Raw genomic sequence first — 15,193 nt, forward strand, 5'->3', positions numbered from 1 at the left:
ATTGGGGTCGATATTTCTGATTGCCGGCCACTGCGCACGCGCAGGGCAGGCAATGTTCCAAAGAGAAACGGAGCGAGTTATGGCAGGTCATTCCAAGTGGGCGAACATCAAGCACCGCAAAGAACGTCAGGATGCCAAGAGAGGCAAGATCTTTACCAAGTGGATCCGTGAGCTGACGGTCGCGGCCCGCCAGGGTGGCGGCGATCCGGGTTCCAACCCGCGCCTGCGCCTGGCGTTGGACAAGGCGCTCGGCGCGAACATGAGCCGCGACATCATCGACCGGGCCATCGCCCGTGGCGCCGGTGCGACCGAGGCCGACAACGTTGAAGAGCTGACCTACGAGGGTTATGGCCCGGGCGGCGTGGCAGTGATGGTCGAATGCATGACCGACAACCGCAACCGCACCGCGGCGGCCGTGCGTCATGCGTTCAGCAAATGCGGTGGCAACCTGGGCACCGATGGCTCGGTGGCTTACCTGTTCGAGCGCAAGGGCCAGATCAGCTTCGCCCCGGGCATCGATGAGGATGCGTTGACAGAAGCGGCCCTGGAGGCCGACGCCGATGACGTGGTCAGTCATGAAGATGGCTCGTTCGACGTGTTCACCTCGTTCGCCAGTTTCTATGCCGTGCGCAACGCCTTGGAAGCGGCGGGTTTTACGCCTGCCGACGCGGAAATCGTCATGCAGCCGACCACCAGTGCCGAACTGGACCTGGAAGGCGCCGAGAAAGTGCTCAAGCTGATCGACATGCTGGAAGACCTGGACGATGTGCAGAACGTCTACTCCAACGCCGACATCCCGGAGTCGGTGGCTGAACAGCTGGGCTGACAGGCGTGATGCCGCTCACTTAAGGTTTGCTTGAAATCATCGTGGCGAGGGAGCTTGCTCCCGCTGGAGTGCGAAGCGCTCCCAAAAAAGGTCTGCTGCGCAGCCCAGCGGGAGCAAGCTCCCTCGCCACGGATTCACTGCAAACCTTCGGTGAGCTGTATCCTTTTGCAACCGCATTACCTTTCGCAGGCGTTATGACTTTAATCCTTGGTATCGACCCCGGTTCGCGCATCACCGGCTACGGTGTGGTTCGCGATACCGGGCGCGGCTGCGTGTACGTTGCGTCTGGCTGCATCCGCACCGGCGCGGGCGAACTGCACGAGCGCTTGCAGATTGTTTATCGCGGCGTGCGCGAAGTCATCCAGACCTACGGCCCGGTGACCATGGGTATCGAAAAGGTCTTCATGGCCCGCAATGCCGATTCCGCCTTGAAGCTGGGGCAGGCACGAGGCGCGGCCATCGTGGCCGGCGCCGAGGAAAGCCTGGAGATCGCTGAATACACCGCGACCCAGGTCAAGCAGGCAGTCGTCGGGACGGGAGCGGCGAACAAGGAGCAAGTGCAAATGATGGTCATGCATTTGCTGAAACTGGTCAGCAAGCCGCAGATCGACGCCTCCGACGCCCTGGCCATCGCCATTTGCCATGCCCATACCCGTTCCAGCCTGTTGCCTCACGGACTGGGAGCTGCACGCAGTCGTGGCGGGCGCCTGCGTCTCTGATAGCATCAGCGCATTCATTCATGAACCCGAGCAAGTTGTGCCTGTGTCGTTGGCCTCCATGCCCGGGCAGTTATTCGCCAGCCAGCGGTTGGCAGAGCCCAAGGATCTGAAACGTGATTGGACGCTTGCGCGGCACTTTGGCTGAAAAACAGCCGCCGCACCTGATTCTGGATGTAAACGGCCTGGGTTATGAGCTGGAAGTGCCCATGACCACGCTGTATCGCTTGCCGTCGGTCGGTGAGCCGCTGACGCTTCACACTCATTTGGTCGTGCGCGAAGATGCCCAGTTACTCTATGGTTTTGTCGGCAAGCGCGAGCGGGATTTCTTTCGCGAGCTGATCCGCCTCAATGGCGTCGGCCCGAAGCTGGCGCTGGCCTTGATGTCGAGCCTGGAAGTCGATGAGCTGATCCGTTGCGTGCAATCCCAGGACACTTCGGCGCTGACCAAGGTGCCGGGCGTTGGCAAGAAAACCGCCGAGCGCCTGTTGGTCGAGCTCAAGGACCGCTTCAAGGCCTGGGAGGCGGTACCGGCGATGTTCGCCCTGGTGCCGAATCAGCCGAATCAGCCGGACGCGCTAACGCCAGCGGTCAGCGCCGAGAGCGATGCGGTCACTGCGCTGATCTCCCTGGGCTATAAGCCGCAGGAAGCCAGCAAGGCGATTTCCGCGATCAAGGAAAAAGGCTTGAGTACCGAAGACATGATTCGCCGCGCCCTGAAGGGAATGATTTAAGTGATTGAAGCTGATCGTCTGATCGCCGCCACGGGCGCCCCCCGTGACCGCGAGGAAATCCAGGACCGCGCGATCCGCCCCGTCAGCCTGGCCGATTACATCGGCCAGCCGACAGTGCGCGAGCAGATGGAGCTGTTCATCCAGGCCGCCCGTGGGCGCAGCGAATCCCTGGATCACACCCTGATCTTCGGTCCGCCGGGCCTGGGCAAGACCACCCTGGCCAATATCATCGCCCAGGAGATGGGCGTGTCGATCAAAAGCACCTCCGGACCGGTCCTCGAGCGCCCGGGCGACCTGGCGGCGCTGCTGACCAATCTTGAACCCCATGACGTGCTGTTCATCGACGAAATCCACAGGCTGTCGCCGATCGTCGAGGAAGTGCTGTACCCAGCCATGGAAGATTTCCAGCTCGACATCATGATCGGCGAAGGGCCGGCGGCGCGCTCCATCAAGCTCGACCTGCCGCCTTTCACCCTGGTGGGCGCCACCACCCGCGCCGGCATGTTGACCAACCCGCTGCGCGACCGCTTCGGTATCGTCCAGCGCCTGGAGTTCTATAACAACGCCGACCTGGCGACCATTGTCAGCCGCTCGGCGAGCATCCTCGGGTTGCCGCTGGATCCGGACGGCGCTTATGAAATCGCCCGTCGGGCCCGGGGCACGCCGCGGATCGCCAACCGACTGTTGCGCCGCGTCCGCGACTTTGCCGAAGTCCGCGCCAAGGGCCACATCACCAAGCCAATTGCCGACCTGGCCTTGAACCTGTTGGACATCGACGAGCGCGGCTTCGACCACCAGGACCGACGCCTGCTGCTGACCATGATCGAGAAGTTCGACGGTGGCCCGGTGGGCGTCGACAGCCTCGCCGCGGCCATCAGCGAAGAGCGCCATACCATCGAAGATGTGCTGGAGCCGTACCTGATCCAGCAGGGGTATATCATGCGTACCCCTCGCGGGCGCGTGGTGACGCGTCACGCCTATCTGCACTTTGGCTTAAACATCCCGACACGAATGGGTGAGATGCCGGTGGTAGACGAATTCCTCGATGCGGTGGACGATTGAACGCGCTCTTTGTCCCGACTTTTTTCCGGTTCGTGCTGTCCCAGACGACGCCTGGAGCGTCAATGCATTCGAGAATGAAAAAACAGTTGCCGGCCGATTGGCAACCTGAGGAGTAAGCACTAGAGTATGCGCGCGCAAAACGGGCTGGAGTCGTTCGCACATCGCTGTCGCGTTTATTACGAGGACACCGATGCTGGCGGCATCGTCTACTACGTCAATTACCTCAAGTTTATGGAACGGGCTCGAACCGAACGGCTGCGGGAACTGGGTTTCGCCCAATCCGCGCTGGCAGGGGAGGACCTGTTATTCGTCGTGCATTCCAGCGAAGCGCGCTACCACGCGCCGGCGCGACTGGATGACGAGCTTGTGGTGACTGCCGATGTCATCGAATTGAACCGCGTCAGCCTGCGCTTCAAGCAGCAGGTCAGGCGGGCTGCGGATAATGTGCTGCTCTGCGAAGGGCAGTTTTTGGTGGCCTGTGTGCGCACCCATAGTTTGAAACCCCGGGCCATTCCCGAAGCTCTACGCGCGGCCTTTGCCGGCGTGAGCGGCGCGGGTACACACTCAGAGCAGGAGATAAAGCGTGGAAGCTAACGTCGTCGACCATTCCTCCATGTGGAGCCTGGTCAGCAATGCCAGTGTCGTGGTGCAACTGGTAATGCTGATCCTGGTAGCCGCATCGGTGACCTCATGGATCATGATCTTTCAGCGCAGCAACATGCTGCGCGCCGGTCGCCGTGCCCTGGAGAGCTTCGAAGAGCGCTTCTGGTCCGGCATCGACCTGTCCAAGCTGTATCGCCAGGCCGGCAGCAACCCGGACCCGGATTCGGGCGTCGAGCAGATTTTCCGTGCAGGTTTCAAGGAATTCTCTCGCCTGCGCCAGCAGCCGGGTGTCGATCCTGAAGCGGTGATGGAAGGTGTGGCGCGTGCCATGCGCGTGGCCATCTCCCGCGAAGAAGAAAAACTCGAACAAGGCCTGTCGTTCCTGGCCACCGTCGGTTCGGTCAGCCCGTACATCGGTCTGTTCGGTACCGTGTGGGGCATCATGAACTCCTTCCGTGGCCTGGCATCCGCCCAGCAAGCGACCCTGGCCACCGTGGCCCCGGGTATTGCCGAAGCGCTGATCGCTACCGCCATCGGCCTGTTCGCGGCCATCCCGGCCGTTATTGCCTACAACCGCTTCGCTGCCCGCAGCGAGACGCTGACCGGCCGCTACTACACCTTCGCCGATGAGTTCCAGGCGATCCTGCACCGCAAAGTGCACACCAGCGAAGAATAAGCAGGTATTTCCCAATGGCTTTAATCGCTCGAGCCCGAAAAAAGCGCAAGCCGGTCGCCGAGATGAACGTAGTGCCCTACATCGACGTGATGTTGGTGCTGCTGGTCATCTTCATGGTGACCGCGCCCATGCTCAATCAGGGCGTGAAGGTTGATCTGCCGAAGGTTTCCAGCGAAGCCTTGCCGCAGGACAACAACACCCAGGTACTGACCATTTCGATCAAGGCTGACAAGACCTATTACTGGAACCTTGGCAGCGAAGTCGATACCGAGAAGCAGCAGGACCGCGCCATGACCTTGCCGCAGATGACCGATGCGGTGACAAAGATCATCAACGCCGGTAACAGTAACGGCAAGCGCACCCAGGTCTTCATTCGCGGCGACAAGACCGTCGACTACGGTGCCGTCATGGGCGCCATGGGCGGTTTGCAGAAAGCCGGGGTCGGTAATGTTGGCTTGATCACCGAGGCCCCCTGATGCAGCAACAGCGAGAGCCGTCCGCCTCGGAAAGCTACTTCTGGCCCAGTGTCCTGGCAATCGGCCTGCACGTGCTGGTGTTCGGCATGCTGTTCGTCAGTTTTGCCATGACCCCGGAACTGCCGCCGGCCAAGCCGATCGTGCAGGCGACCCTGTACCAGCTCAAGTCGAAAAGCCAGGCGACTACGCAGACCAACCAGAAGCTGGCTGGCGAGGCGAAGAAATCCGCCGCGCGCCAGACCGAGGTCGAGCAGATGGAGCAGAAAAAGGTCGAGCAGGAAGCGGTGAGAGCAGCGGAACAAAAGAAAGAGGAAGCTGCTCAAAAGGCCGAAGAAGCCAAGAAGGCCGATGAGGCGAAGAAAGCGGACGAGGCGAAGAAGGCAGACGAAGCCAAGAAAGCCGACGAAGCGAAGAAAACCGCCGAGGCCAAGAAGGCAGAAGAGAAACAATTGGCTGATATAGCCAAGAAGAAATCCGAAGAAGAAGCCAAGAAAGCCGCTGAAGAAGAGGCCAAGAAAGCGGCCGCTGAAGAAGCGAAGAAAAAGATTGTCGAGGACGCGAAGAAAAAAGCGGCCGAAGACGCCAAGAAGAAAACTGAAGCTGAAGAGGCGAAAAAGAAAGTCGCCGAAGACGCGAAGAAGAAAGCCGCCGCCGACGCCGCCAAGAAAAAGGCCCAGGACGCAGCGCGCAAATCCGCCGAAGAGAAAAAGGCCCAGGCCTTGGCGGACCTGCTTTCGGACACGCCGGAGCGTCAGCAGGCCTTGGCCGACGAGCAGGGCGATGAAGTCGCCGGCAGTTTCGATGACCTGATTCGCGCCCGAGCGGCAGAAGGCTGGGCTCGTCCACCTTCAGCGCGCAAAGGCATGACGGTTGTGTTGCAAATCGGCATGTTGCCCGACGGTACGGTTACCTCGGTCAACGTCGCCAAGTCCAGCGGTGACGGTCCGTTCGACGCTTCGGCGGTCGCGGCGGTCAAGAACATTGGGCGATTGACGGAAATGCAAGGAATGAAGCCGAGCGATTTTGCTCCCTATCGTTCGTTCAAGATGACATTCACACCTGAGGATCTAGCCTTGTGAGAAACCTTCTTCGATCAATGCTTGTCGTTATCTGCTGCCTGGCAGGGATAGCGGTAGCAGAGGAAAAGAACATCCTGGTCACCAGCGGCAGCGACCGGGCGACGCCGATCGCCGTCGTACCGTTCGGCTGGCAGGGCGGTAGCGTCTTGCCGGACGACATGGCGGAAATCATCGGCAATGACCTGCGCAACTCGGGTTACTACGCGCCGATTCCCAAGCAGAACATGATCGGCCTGCCGACCCAGGCCAGCGAAGTCATCTACCGTGACTGGAAGGCGTTGGGCGCCCAGTACATCATGGTGGGCAGCATCGTTCCGGCCGGCGGTCGCCTGCAGGTCCAGTACGCGTTGTTCAACGTCGCTACCGAGCAGCAAGTGCTGACCGGCAGCGTGTCGGGCAGCGTTGACCAGTTGCGTGACATGTCCCACTACATCGCCGACCAGTCGTTCGAGAAACTCACCGGCATCAAGGGGGCGTTCTCTACCCGCATGCTCTACGTGACGGCCGAACGCTTCTCCGAGAAAAACACCCGCTACACCCTGCAGCGCTCCGACTATGACGGTGCCCGTGCAGTGACCCTGCTGCAGTCGCGCGAGCCGATCCTGTCGCCGCGTTTCGCCCCCGATGGCAAGCGTATCGCCTATGTATCGTTCGAACAGAAGCGTCCGCGCATCTTCATGCAGCACATCGACACCGGTCGTCGCGAGCAGATTACCAACTTCGAAGGCCTGAACGGCGCGCCAGCCTGGTCGCCGGACGGTACCCGCCTGGCGTTCGTGCTGTCCAAGGACGGTAACCCGGACATCTATGTGATGAACCTGGCGTCGCGTTCGATTTCCCGCGTGACCAATGGCCCGGGCATCAACACCGAACCGTTCTGGGGCAAGGATGGCTCGACCATCTACTTCACCTCCGACCGTGGCGGCAAGCCGCAGATCTACAAGACCAGTGCCGGTGGCGGCGGTGCCGAGCGCGTGACGTTCGTGGGTAACTACAACGCCAACCCTAAACTGTCAGCGGACGAAAAGACCCTGGTGATGATCCATCGCCAGGATGGATTCACCAATTTCAAGGTGGCGGCCCAGGATTTGCAGCGCGGTAGCGTAAAAATCCTCACTGATAGCACTCTGGACGAGTCACCTACTGTTGCGCCCAACGGCACCATGGTAATCTACGCCACCCGCCAGCAGGGCCGGGGAGTCTTGATGCTCGTGTCCATTAATGGACGCGTGAGGCTCCCGCTTCCTACCGCTCAAGGCGAAGTCAGAGAACCGTCCTGGTCCCCTTACCTGAACTGACGCGGCGCAATACGTTTTACTTAACACACTGGGGTTCATTAGGAGTTTCACGATGGAAATGCTGAAGTTTGGTAAATTTGCTGCGCTGGCTCTGGCCATGGCTGTAGCTGTAGGTTGCTCGTCCAAAGGCGGCGACAACGCCGGTGAAGGCGCTGTTGATCCAAACGCTGGTTACGGCGCTAACACTGGTGCAGTTGACGGCTCCCTGAGCGAAGAAGCTGCTCTGCGCGCAATCACCACCTTCTACTTCGAATACGACAGCTCGGACCTGAAGCCAGAAGCCATGCGCGCTCTGGACGTTCACGCCAAAGACCTGAAAGCAAACGGCGCTCGCGTTGTTCTGGAAGGCAACACCGACGAACGTGGTACTCGTGAGTACAACATGGCACTGGGCGAGCGTCGTGCGAAAGCCGTTCAACGCTACCTGGTACTGCAAGGTGTTTCCCCAGCTCAGCTGGAACTGGTTTCCTACGGCGAAGAGCGTCCAGTTGCTACCGGCAACGACGAGCAGTCCTGGGCTCAAAACCGTCGCGTCGAACTGCGTAAGTAATTCGTCATGCGAACTTGCCGTCGTGCTGTAACTGTTCTGGCTCTCAGCCTCGCGCCGCTTGCGGCGTGGGCTGCGGTTCCTGTGGTCGATAACCAGACCGGCTATGACAATAGCGGGAGCAGTTATCCGCCTGCAGGTTACGGTACGAACGGCGCCTATGCCGGGGGAGGGGTTTCGGCCCCTGTCTCGGCACAGGGCCAGCTGTTCAACCAACTGCAGCAAATGCAGGATCAGATCTCGCGCCAACAGGGTGTGATCGAAGAACTGCAAAATGATATTTCGCGCATGAAGCAAGAAAACCTGGAGCGATACCAGGATCTTGATCGGCGCATAGGAACCGGCGTTGCTCCTGCCGCGACTCCTGATAATTCTTCAGCCGGTGGCGATTTGAACGCCCCCGGTGCAGCCGCAGGCGCCGGAGCAGCCGCTCCAGCAGCACCTGCAGCCGGTGGTGAGCCGGCTGATCCGGCGAAGGAAAAGCTCTATTACGATGCTGCCTTCGACCTGATCAAGGCCAAGGATTTCGACAAGGCAAGCCAGGCCTTTACCGCTTTCCTGCGCAAATACCCCAACAGCCAGTACTCGGGTAACGCCCAATACTGGTTGGGCGAAGTGAACTTGGCCAAAGGTGACCTGCAAGGTGCTGGCCAGGCCTTTGCCAAGGTCTCGCAGCTGTACCCCAAGCATGCCAAGGTGCCGGATTCGTTGTACAAGCTAGCTGACGTGGAACGCCGCCTCGGTCACACCGACAAGGTAAAAGGCATTCTGCAGCAGGTGGTGGCCCAGTATCCGGGTACGTCCGCTGCCCAGTTGGCCCAACGCGATCTGCAACGCATGTAAGGTTGCTTGACCCGCTTGGAAGAAACCCGCGCTTGTCGCGGGTTTTTTCGTTAGAATTCACGCCCTTTTTCTGAAACACGCTTCTTGGGATCTACGCGTTGGCGGGGTTGCTTGAAGTGCCTGACGGAGGCGGACAGCCTGTTTAGCTGTTACGCCCGTGGCGACTATGCAAGACACATTGAGAATTACTGAAGTTTTTTACTCGTTGCAGGGTGAAACGCGGACGGCCGGGCTGCCCACTGTATTTGTGCGCCTCACCGGTTGCCCGTTGCGTTGCCAATACTGCGACAGTGCCTATGCCTTCAGCGGCGGCACCTTGCGAACCCTCGACGATCTTCTCGAACAGGTGGCCGGCTTCCGTCCGCGCTATGTTTGCGTGACCGGCGGTGAGCCCTTGGCGCAACCCAATGCCATCCCTTTGCTCAAGCAGCTGTGCGACGCTGGCTATGAGGTCTCGCTGGAAACCAGCGGTGCCCTGGACATTTCGCCGGTCGACCCACGGGTCAGTCGTGTCCTGGACCTGAAAACCCCAGGCTCCAAGGAAGCGCATCGCAACCGTTACGAGAACGTCCAGCTGTTGACCCCCAACGATCAGGTCAAGTTTGTCATCTGCTCAAGGGAAGACTACGACTGGGCCGTGTCCAAACTGATCCAGTATGGACTCGACCGGCGGGCCGGCGAGGTGTTGTTTTCACCGAGTCATCACGACCTCAATGCCCGGGAATTGGCCGATTGGGTCGTGGCGGACAATTTGCCGGTGCGCCTGCAATTGCAGCTGCATAAATATCTTTGGAACGACGAGCCGGGGCGCTGACATGATTGAACAAACCACGATTTCTGAAAAGCGCGCGGTCATCCTGCTGTCCGGTGGCCTGGACTCGGCGACCGTCGTGGCCATGGCCCGTGCAGACGGCTATAGCTGCTACACCATGAGTTTCGATTACGGCCAGCGTCACCGCGCCGAGCTTCATGCCGCCGAGCGGGTTGCCCGTGACCTTGGCGTGGTCGAGCACAAGGTGATCGGCCTGAACCTCAACGGCATCGGTGGTTCGGCCCTGACCGACAGCTCCATTGACGTGCCCGAGGCGCCGAGCGAAGGCATTCCGGTGACCTATGTGCCGGCGCGCAACACCGTGTTCCTATCGCTGGCGCTGGGCTGGGCCGAAGTGCTGCAGGCCCGAGACATCTTTATTGGCGTCAACGCCGTGGATTATTCCGGCTACCCGGACTGCCGGCCGGAATTCGTCGAGTCGTTCGAGCGCATGGCCAACCTGGCGACCAAGGCCGGCGTAGAAGGACAGGGCTTTCGCATCCAGGCGCCGCTGCAAAACCTCAGCAAGGCTGACATCATCAAGGCGGGGGTGAAGCTGGGCGTGGACTATGGCCTGACCGTTTCGTGCTACCAGGCCGATGATCAGGGCCGCGCTTGTGGCAAGTGCGACAGCTGCCGCCTGCGTGCGGAAGGCTTCGCAATGGCGGGCGTAGACGATCCAACCCCTTATTTTTGATTTATTTCAAATTAAGTGTTGAATAGTCCTTAGAAATCAGTATTATACGCGCCACCACACAGAGGGTCGTTAGCTCAGTTGGTAGAGCAGTTGGCTTTTAACCAATTGGTCGTAGGTTCGAATCCCACACGACCCACCATTTTCTGTAGTTTTAAAAGTCTGGAAGGCCCACGCAAGTGAGGATTTCCGGATTTTTTTTTGCCTGCAGGAAAGTTCGCTGGCCTGATCGGAGTCAGCGCAATCCTTCCTCCGAACACACTTGCATGACCTGCTGGCGCAACCAGGTATTGGCACTGTCCTGGCTCGCTTTCTCGTTCCACACCATGTCCAGCGTAAAGTTCGGCAGGCCTGCCGGTGGCTGGCGCTCGGCGAATTTCGCTTTGTCGCAAAGCAATGCCTGGATGCGCTTGGGCAGCGTCAGGATAAAGTCGGTTCCGGCGACCAGGTTCAACGCTGCCACGTAGCTGTTGGCTCGGGCAACGATCTGCCGGCTATGACCCTGTCGATCGAGCCAGCCATCGATCATGTTGGTGTCAGACGTCCAAGGTGTCGGAAAGATATGCTTGCATGCGACAAAGTCCTCCAGGCTCAACGCTTCCTTGGGCCCCGAGAAATGTTTATCGACCACACACATCAGCTCATCTTCGAGCAGGGTCTGTGAGTGCAAGCCCTGGCTGTCGCCATGGAAGTTCGGGCCGAAACACACGACAAGATCGAAGCGATCTTCCTCCAATGCGCCCACCGGGATATCCCGCTGAAATTTCGTGATGTTGAGGACCACCGGAAAACGGCTGCCGATGAAGCGTTTAACCAGTTTCGGCAGGACCAGTAGTTCGAAATACTCCGGCGCGCAAACGGTGAAGGTTATTGCTGCCTGACGCGGATCGAACGCCTGCTTGCCCGAGTGGCATTGGTTGATCGTCTTGAGGATCTCAAGTATCTGGCCGTACATGGCGGCGGCTTTGTGGGTGGGGCACATGCCACTGCGGGTGTTGATGAACAGCTCGTCTTCGAAGCTGATGCGCAGTTTCTTCAGGCAGTAGCTCACCGTCGACTGGCTGACACACAATGCTTCGGAGACCTGGGTGACGTTGCCCTGTTCGTACACCGCGACAAACACCATCAAGTCTTGCATGTCCAGCTTTCTGAGCTGGTTACTAATGAGCATCGGTTGTTCTCGGCGCCATCCGTACGTACCGTCCCTGTCCCTGAACAAAGGGACCTTTATACTTGCCGTTACGGTCGATGCCTAGCCAATATGCCGCGCGTATTGCTTGGGATTGAAGCGCAACACCATCAGCAGCATCAGCGCCATTACTGCTGTGAGCGACCACCAGGCCCATTCGAAGCTGCCCGACTGATCGCGAATCATCCCGGCAATCAATGGCGAAAGCCCGGCGATCAGATAGCCGATGCCCTGCACGAACGCCGTCAGCGCACCGGCACGGCGTGGACTTTCCAAATGGTCGAGGGACACGATCAGACTCATCGGGAACAGGCCGCCGATTCCCAATCCCAGTAGGCACGGCCATAGCAGGCTCAAGCGCTCCGGGCTGAGGATCATGCCGCAAAAGCCAGCCATGACCAGGGCCAGCAGCGCGACCAATACCAAGCGTTTATCCTGGCTGCGATTGGCTATTGCCGGCGTGACGAGGCCGGACAACACTTCCATCGCGGTGAGAAACCCCAGCAGCAGGCCGGCTTGCTGTTCGCTCCAGCCTTTTTCCACGAAATACGGCGCCAACCAGGCCAGGACGCAGGTGTAGGACGCGGTACCCATGCCGAAAAAGAGTGCCAGCAACCAGGCTCGGCCGCTGGTGAAGAACGACGCCTGTGGGCGCGCCGATGTTTCAGGCAAGGGCGTTACGGCGCGGCGTTGTGCGTACCAGCAGCCGAGTGCGACCACGGCCAGCAGCGCCCAAATCGCCAGGCCGGCGCGCCAACGGCCGGTCTGCGCCAGGACGAGGGGAGAGAACGACGCGGCAATGGCCGCTCCACCCATGATCGACGTGACATACAGCCCCATGAACAGCGAGACGTTGCCGGCGAAGCGCGACTTGATCAGTGCCGGCATCACAGCCTGGATCAGGGCGATCCCGATTCCGGCCGCGACCGCACTGGCGATCAATCCGGCGGCGCTGTCCAGATACCAGCGCGATGCCGTGGCGATTGCGATGATCAACAGCGACAGAACGACGGTGCGGTGTTCACCGATGCGCAGGGCAACGCGCATGCCCAGGAACATCGCCAGGCCCATCGCCATGACCGGCAGCATGGTCAGTAGCGATGCCATGCTGAAACTCAAGGGCACCTCGCCGCGAATGGCCGATAACAACGGCCCGACCGCAGCCATCGAAGGCCGTAGATTCAGTGCCACCAGCACGATGCTGACCATCAGCCAGGCGGTGTGGGTGCTTGAGGTTCGAATGTTTTCCATGACAGAGCCTTGGCGGGATGTGGCGCCATTTAGGCCCGGGCGCGTGTCTGTGGACAAACTGAAAACTGGCTGGGGGTATCGAAGAATTAAATACAGTGCCTGGTTGCCCTTCGTGGCGAGGGAGCGCTAGGCGGTCATTCCATCGCCGGGCTCAGCGTCCCAAGCCACGCCACCAATCCAAGAATCATGACGGCTACTGAAAACTCCAAAGCCATGCTGCGCCGCAGCGCACTCACCGCGATGCGGTGATCGCCGGTCTGTCGGGCCTGTTCCAGCAGCGGAGTCAGGCGAAAACGGTTCAGCGCGGCGAACACCAGCATGACCGAGAACAAGATGAGCTTGAACGTCAGCAACTGACCATAAGTGCTGTCGAACAGCCCTGCGACACTTGCGCCGACGATGAACAGATAATTGCCCACGCCTGTCACGCTGATGACTACCACGATCACCGCCCCGACGGTTTCAAACCCAGCCAATGCCCGGACCAGTATCGCCAGCTGAGGTTCGGCCTGGCGAAGCAGGAGGGCAAACGCGGCCAAGGCGCCGACCCAGCTGCCCGCCGCCCACAGGTGCAGGAAGTCGGTGATGAAGTGCCAGTTGCGGCGTGAGCCCTCATCCATGGCGCCGTGGCCTGCCCAGGCCAGCGTCGCCAGCGCCACAGCCCCGCCCAGCGTGACCAGGACCAGGCTGGCGGTCGGCCAAGGTTTATTGAGCGCCACGGCGAAACCGGCCAGCAGCAACGCCGCGATGCGCAACGTGCAAGCCAAGCCGACCTCGGTTTCCAGTACCATCATTTCAATGTGCGGCCACAGTTCGGCCCATGCCGAAGCACCGCTCATGGCCCAAGCCATGCACGCCATGGCGGCCAGGGACAGCAACCCGCCAAGCACCGCCGTGGTCACCAGCACCGGCGCGAAAGACCACGCCGTGCCCGACACCCGCTCCTGGCCACGCAGACTGTAGAGGCCGAACGCGGCCAGGCCGAACAGCAGCATGAGGTCCAGGTACAGGGCTAAACGCAGCGCGATGTTGATCGAGTCGCTCATCGACTCACTTCACCTTGAACGTAACGCTGCCGGTGATCGGGTGAGTGTCGGACGATACCGCGCGCCACTGGACCTGATAGGTACCCGTAGCCAGGGGCGCGTTTGGCGTGATGACCATGGTTTTCGGATCGTCGCTGCCGGAAACCCTGGCCGCCATGGGCATCGGCGAATGCGCCGCCATCCCGGGCATCGCGGTCATCACCAGCTTGGCGCCGGAGAACTTGGTCATCAGGTTTTCGGAAAAGCGCAGCTCGATTCTTGTGGGCGCCGCACCTTCGGCGCCTTCGGCCGGGGTCGAGGACAGCAGTTTCGGATGGGCCTGGGCCAAGCCACTGAACAACAGGCCGGCGGACAAGGCGACAGCGGTCTTGATGAATGACATGCAAGGACTCCTACAGCTCGTTTTTAGTTTTAAGTAAAGCAGGTCAGCGGATTAGAACCACAGGCGCACGCCTAGCACCAGGCGTGCTTCGCTGCGGTCTTCGCCTTCATCCTGGGCGTAGTCGGCGGTATTGCCGTAGACACGGTTCCAGGTGACGCCGATATACGGGGCGAATTCGCGGCGGATTTCGTAGCGCAGCCGCAGGCCGACTTCGGTGTCTGACAGGCCCGAGCCGACGCCGTGGGCGGGGTCGTTCTTGCCGTAGAAGTTGGCTTCGGCGGTGGGTTGCAGGATCAGACGGTTGGTCAGCAAGATGTCGTAGTCGCCTTCCAGGCGCGCCGCGCTCTGGCCGCCTTCGCCGATGAACGCGGTGGCCTCGGCTTCGAAGTTGTACAGCGCCATGCCTTGCACACCGAATGCGGCCCAGGTTTGCGGATCGCCTGGCTTGAAGTCCTGGCGCACGCCGGCTACCACGTCCCACCACGGGCTGATGGCGTGTCCCCACAGGGCCTGGAGCTCGGCTTCTTCAGTCTTGCCGTTGAGGCGCTCACCTTCGGAGCGCAGCCATAGACGATCGATGTCGCCGCCAATCCAGCCGGAGGCGTCCCAGCTCAGGGCGCTGCCGTCATTGGCGTCTTGCCATTCGAGTTGGTCGATGAGAAAAAACGAATGGATGGCGCTGTCATGCACCGCATGCCCGCCATGATCCTCATAGACGGCGGCGCGGTCGGCAGCGGTCAGCTGCGGGATTGGCGTGCGGCTGGTGACGGGGGCCGGCTGCATCGGCTCCATGCCCTGCATCGAGTCCATGCCTTGCATCTGGCCATAGTCCATGCCCTGCATCTGGCTGTGATCCATGCCTTGCATCGTGTCGCTCGCCGCCCAGGCCGAAACGCTGGTGCCGAGGGCCAGGGCGGCCACGGGCAGGGTAGGGTATTTCAACAGGCTGATCATGGTCGG

18 protein-coding genes and 1 tRNA gene are annotated in these 15,193 nt (G+C 60.5%); 14 read left to right on the forward strand and 5 right to left on the reverse strand.

What is annotated here, in order from left to right; all coding sequences use genetic code 11:
- Nucleotides 1-79 precede the first annotated feature (79 nt).
- The 14 genes from J3P95_RS06385 to J3P95_RS06450 all read left to right on the forward strand — a co-directional run bounded on the left by J3P95_RS06385 (nt 80) and on the right by J3P95_RS06450 (nt 10,507).
- Nucleotides 80-826 (forward strand): YebC/PmpR family DNA-binding transcriptional regulator, encoded by a 747-nt coding sequence (locus J3P95_RS06385; RefSeq protein WP_434561604.1) that lies wholly within the window; start codon nt 80-82, stop codon nt 824-826.
- A 194-nt stretch (nt 827-1,020) separates the two neighbouring features.
- The gene (gene ruvC, locus J3P95_RS06390) at nt 1,021-1,545 is read left to right on the forward strand and encodes a crossover junction endodeoxyribonuclease RuvC (protein ID WP_025215229.1); all 525 of its coding nucleotides are present in this window, start codon (nt 1,021-1,023) and stop codon (nt 1,543-1,545) included.
- 113 nt (nt 1,546-1,658) lie between these two features.
- On the forward strand, nt 1,659-2,276 hold the full coding sequence (gene ruvA / locus J3P95_RS06395; protein ID WP_434561606.1) for a Holliday junction branch migration protein RuvA: 618 nt from the start codon (nt 1,659-1,661) through the stop codon (nt 2,274-2,276).
- Nucleotides 2,277-3,338, forward strand: a complete 1,062-nt coding sequence (gene ruvB / locus J3P95_RS06400) for a Holliday junction branch migration DNA helicase RuvB (RefSeq protein ID WP_025215228.1) — start codon at nt 2,277-2,279, stop codon at nt 3,336-3,338.
- 126 nt (nt 3,339-3,464) lie between these two features.
- Complete coding sequence (ybgC, locus tag J3P95_RS06405; protein ID WP_030140799.1) at nt 3,465-3,932, forward strand: tol-pal system-associated acyl-CoA thioesterase; 468 nt, start codon at nt 3,465-3,467, stop codon at nt 3,930-3,932.
- Nucleotides 3,922-4,617, forward strand: a complete 696-nt coding sequence (gene tolQ / locus J3P95_RS06410) for a protein TolQ (protein WP_025215226.1) — start codon at nt 3,922-3,924, stop codon at nt 4,615-4,617. Before ybgC ends, tolQ begins: the two co-directional genes overlap by 11 nt.
- 23 nt (nt 4,618-4,640) lie before the next feature.
- Nucleotides 4,641-5,093 (forward strand): protein TolR, encoded by a 453-nt coding sequence (tolR, locus tag J3P95_RS06415; RefSeq protein ID WP_162277330.1) that lies wholly within the window; start codon nt 4,641-4,643, stop codon nt 5,091-5,093.
- Entirely contained in the window at nt 5,093-6,172 is a 1,080-nt protein-coding gene (gene tolA / locus J3P95_RS06420; RefSeq protein ID WP_434561608.1) for a cell envelope integrity protein TolA, read from the forward strand. Before tolR ends, tolA begins: the two co-directional genes overlap by 1 nt.
- Nucleotides 6,169-7,470, forward strand: coding sequence for a Tol-Pal system beta propeller repeat protein TolB (tolB, locus tag J3P95_RS06425; protein ID WP_434561610.1), 1,302 nt, complete (start codon nt 6,169-6,171; stop codon nt 7,468-7,470). The genes tolA and tolB overlap by 4 nt, the downstream gene beginning before the upstream one ends.
- Nucleotides 7,471-7,522: 52 nt before the next feature.
- Nucleotides 7,523-8,020 (forward strand): peptidoglycan-associated lipoprotein Pal, encoded by a 498-nt coding sequence (pal, locus tag J3P95_RS06430; protein WP_003178634.1) that lies wholly within the window; start codon nt 7,523-7,525, stop codon nt 8,018-8,020.
- A gap of 6 nt (nt 8,021-8,026) precedes the next feature.
- Complete coding sequence (ybgF, locus tag J3P95_RS06435; protein WP_434561612.1) at nt 8,027-8,860, forward strand: tol-pal system protein YbgF; 834 nt, start codon at nt 8,027-8,029, stop codon at nt 8,858-8,860.
- A gap of 166 nt (nt 8,861-9,026) precedes the next feature.
- On the forward strand, nt 9,027-9,674 hold the full coding sequence (gene queE, locus J3P95_RS06440) for a 7-carboxy-7-deazaguanine synthase QueE (RefSeq protein ID WP_434561614.1): 648 nt from the start codon (nt 9,027-9,029) through the stop codon (nt 9,672-9,674).
- A gap of 19 nt (nt 9,675-9,693) precedes the next feature.
- A complete protein-coding gene (gene queC, locus J3P95_RS06445) occupies nt 9,694-10,368 on the forward strand; it encodes a 7-cyano-7-deazaguanine synthase QueC (protein WP_434581278.1) in 675 nt (224 codons plus the stop codon).
- A gap of 63 nt (nt 10,369-10,431) precedes the next feature.
- Nucleotides 10,432-10,507: transfer RNA gene (locus J3P95_RS06450), tRNA-Lys, on the forward strand.
- Nucleotides 10,508-10,600: 93 nt separating this feature from the next.
- On the opposite strand, the gene J3P95_RS06455 is transcribed toward J3P95_RS06450, so the two are convergent.
- From J3P95_RS06455 to J3P95_RS06475, 5 genes are all read right to left on the reverse strand, one after another.
- A complete protein-coding gene (locus J3P95_RS06455; protein ID WP_434578226.1) occupies nt 10,601-11,536 on the reverse strand; it encodes a LysR family transcriptional regulator in 936 nt (311 codons plus the stop codon).
- Nucleotides 11,537-11,617: 81 nt separating this feature from the next.
- A complete protein-coding gene (locus tag J3P95_RS06460) occupies nt 11,618-12,805 on the reverse strand; it encodes a cyanate transporter (RefSeq protein ID WP_434578224.1) in 1,188 nt (395 codons plus the stop codon).
- A 134-nt stretch (nt 12,806-12,939) separates the two neighbouring features.
- A complete protein-coding gene (gene copD, locus J3P95_RS06465; RefSeq protein ID WP_434561620.1) occupies nt 12,940-13,851 on the reverse strand; it encodes a copper homeostasis membrane protein CopD in 912 nt (303 codons plus the stop codon).
- A 4-nt stretch (nt 13,852-13,855) separates the two neighbouring features.
- Nucleotides 13,856-14,233, reverse strand: coding sequence for a copper homeostasis periplasmic binding protein CopC (copC, locus tag J3P95_RS06470; RefSeq protein WP_434561622.1), 378 nt, complete (start codon nt 14,231-14,233; stop codon nt 13,856-13,858).
- A gap of 51 nt (nt 14,234-14,284) precedes the next feature.
- On the reverse strand, nt 14,285-15,187 hold the full coding sequence (locus J3P95_RS06475; protein WP_434578222.1) for a copper resistance protein B: 903 nt from the start codon (nt 15,185-15,187) through the stop codon (nt 14,285-14,287).
- Between the last annotated feature and the right edge of the window lie 6 nt (nt 15,188-15,193).

The sequence above is a fragment of the Pseudomonas sp. Z5-35 genome (genome assembly GCF_051131945.1).
Classification (GTDB): domain Bacteria; phylum Pseudomonadota; class Gammaproteobacteria; order Pseudomonadales; family Pseudomonadaceae; genus Aquipseudomonas; species Aquipseudomonas marvdashtae.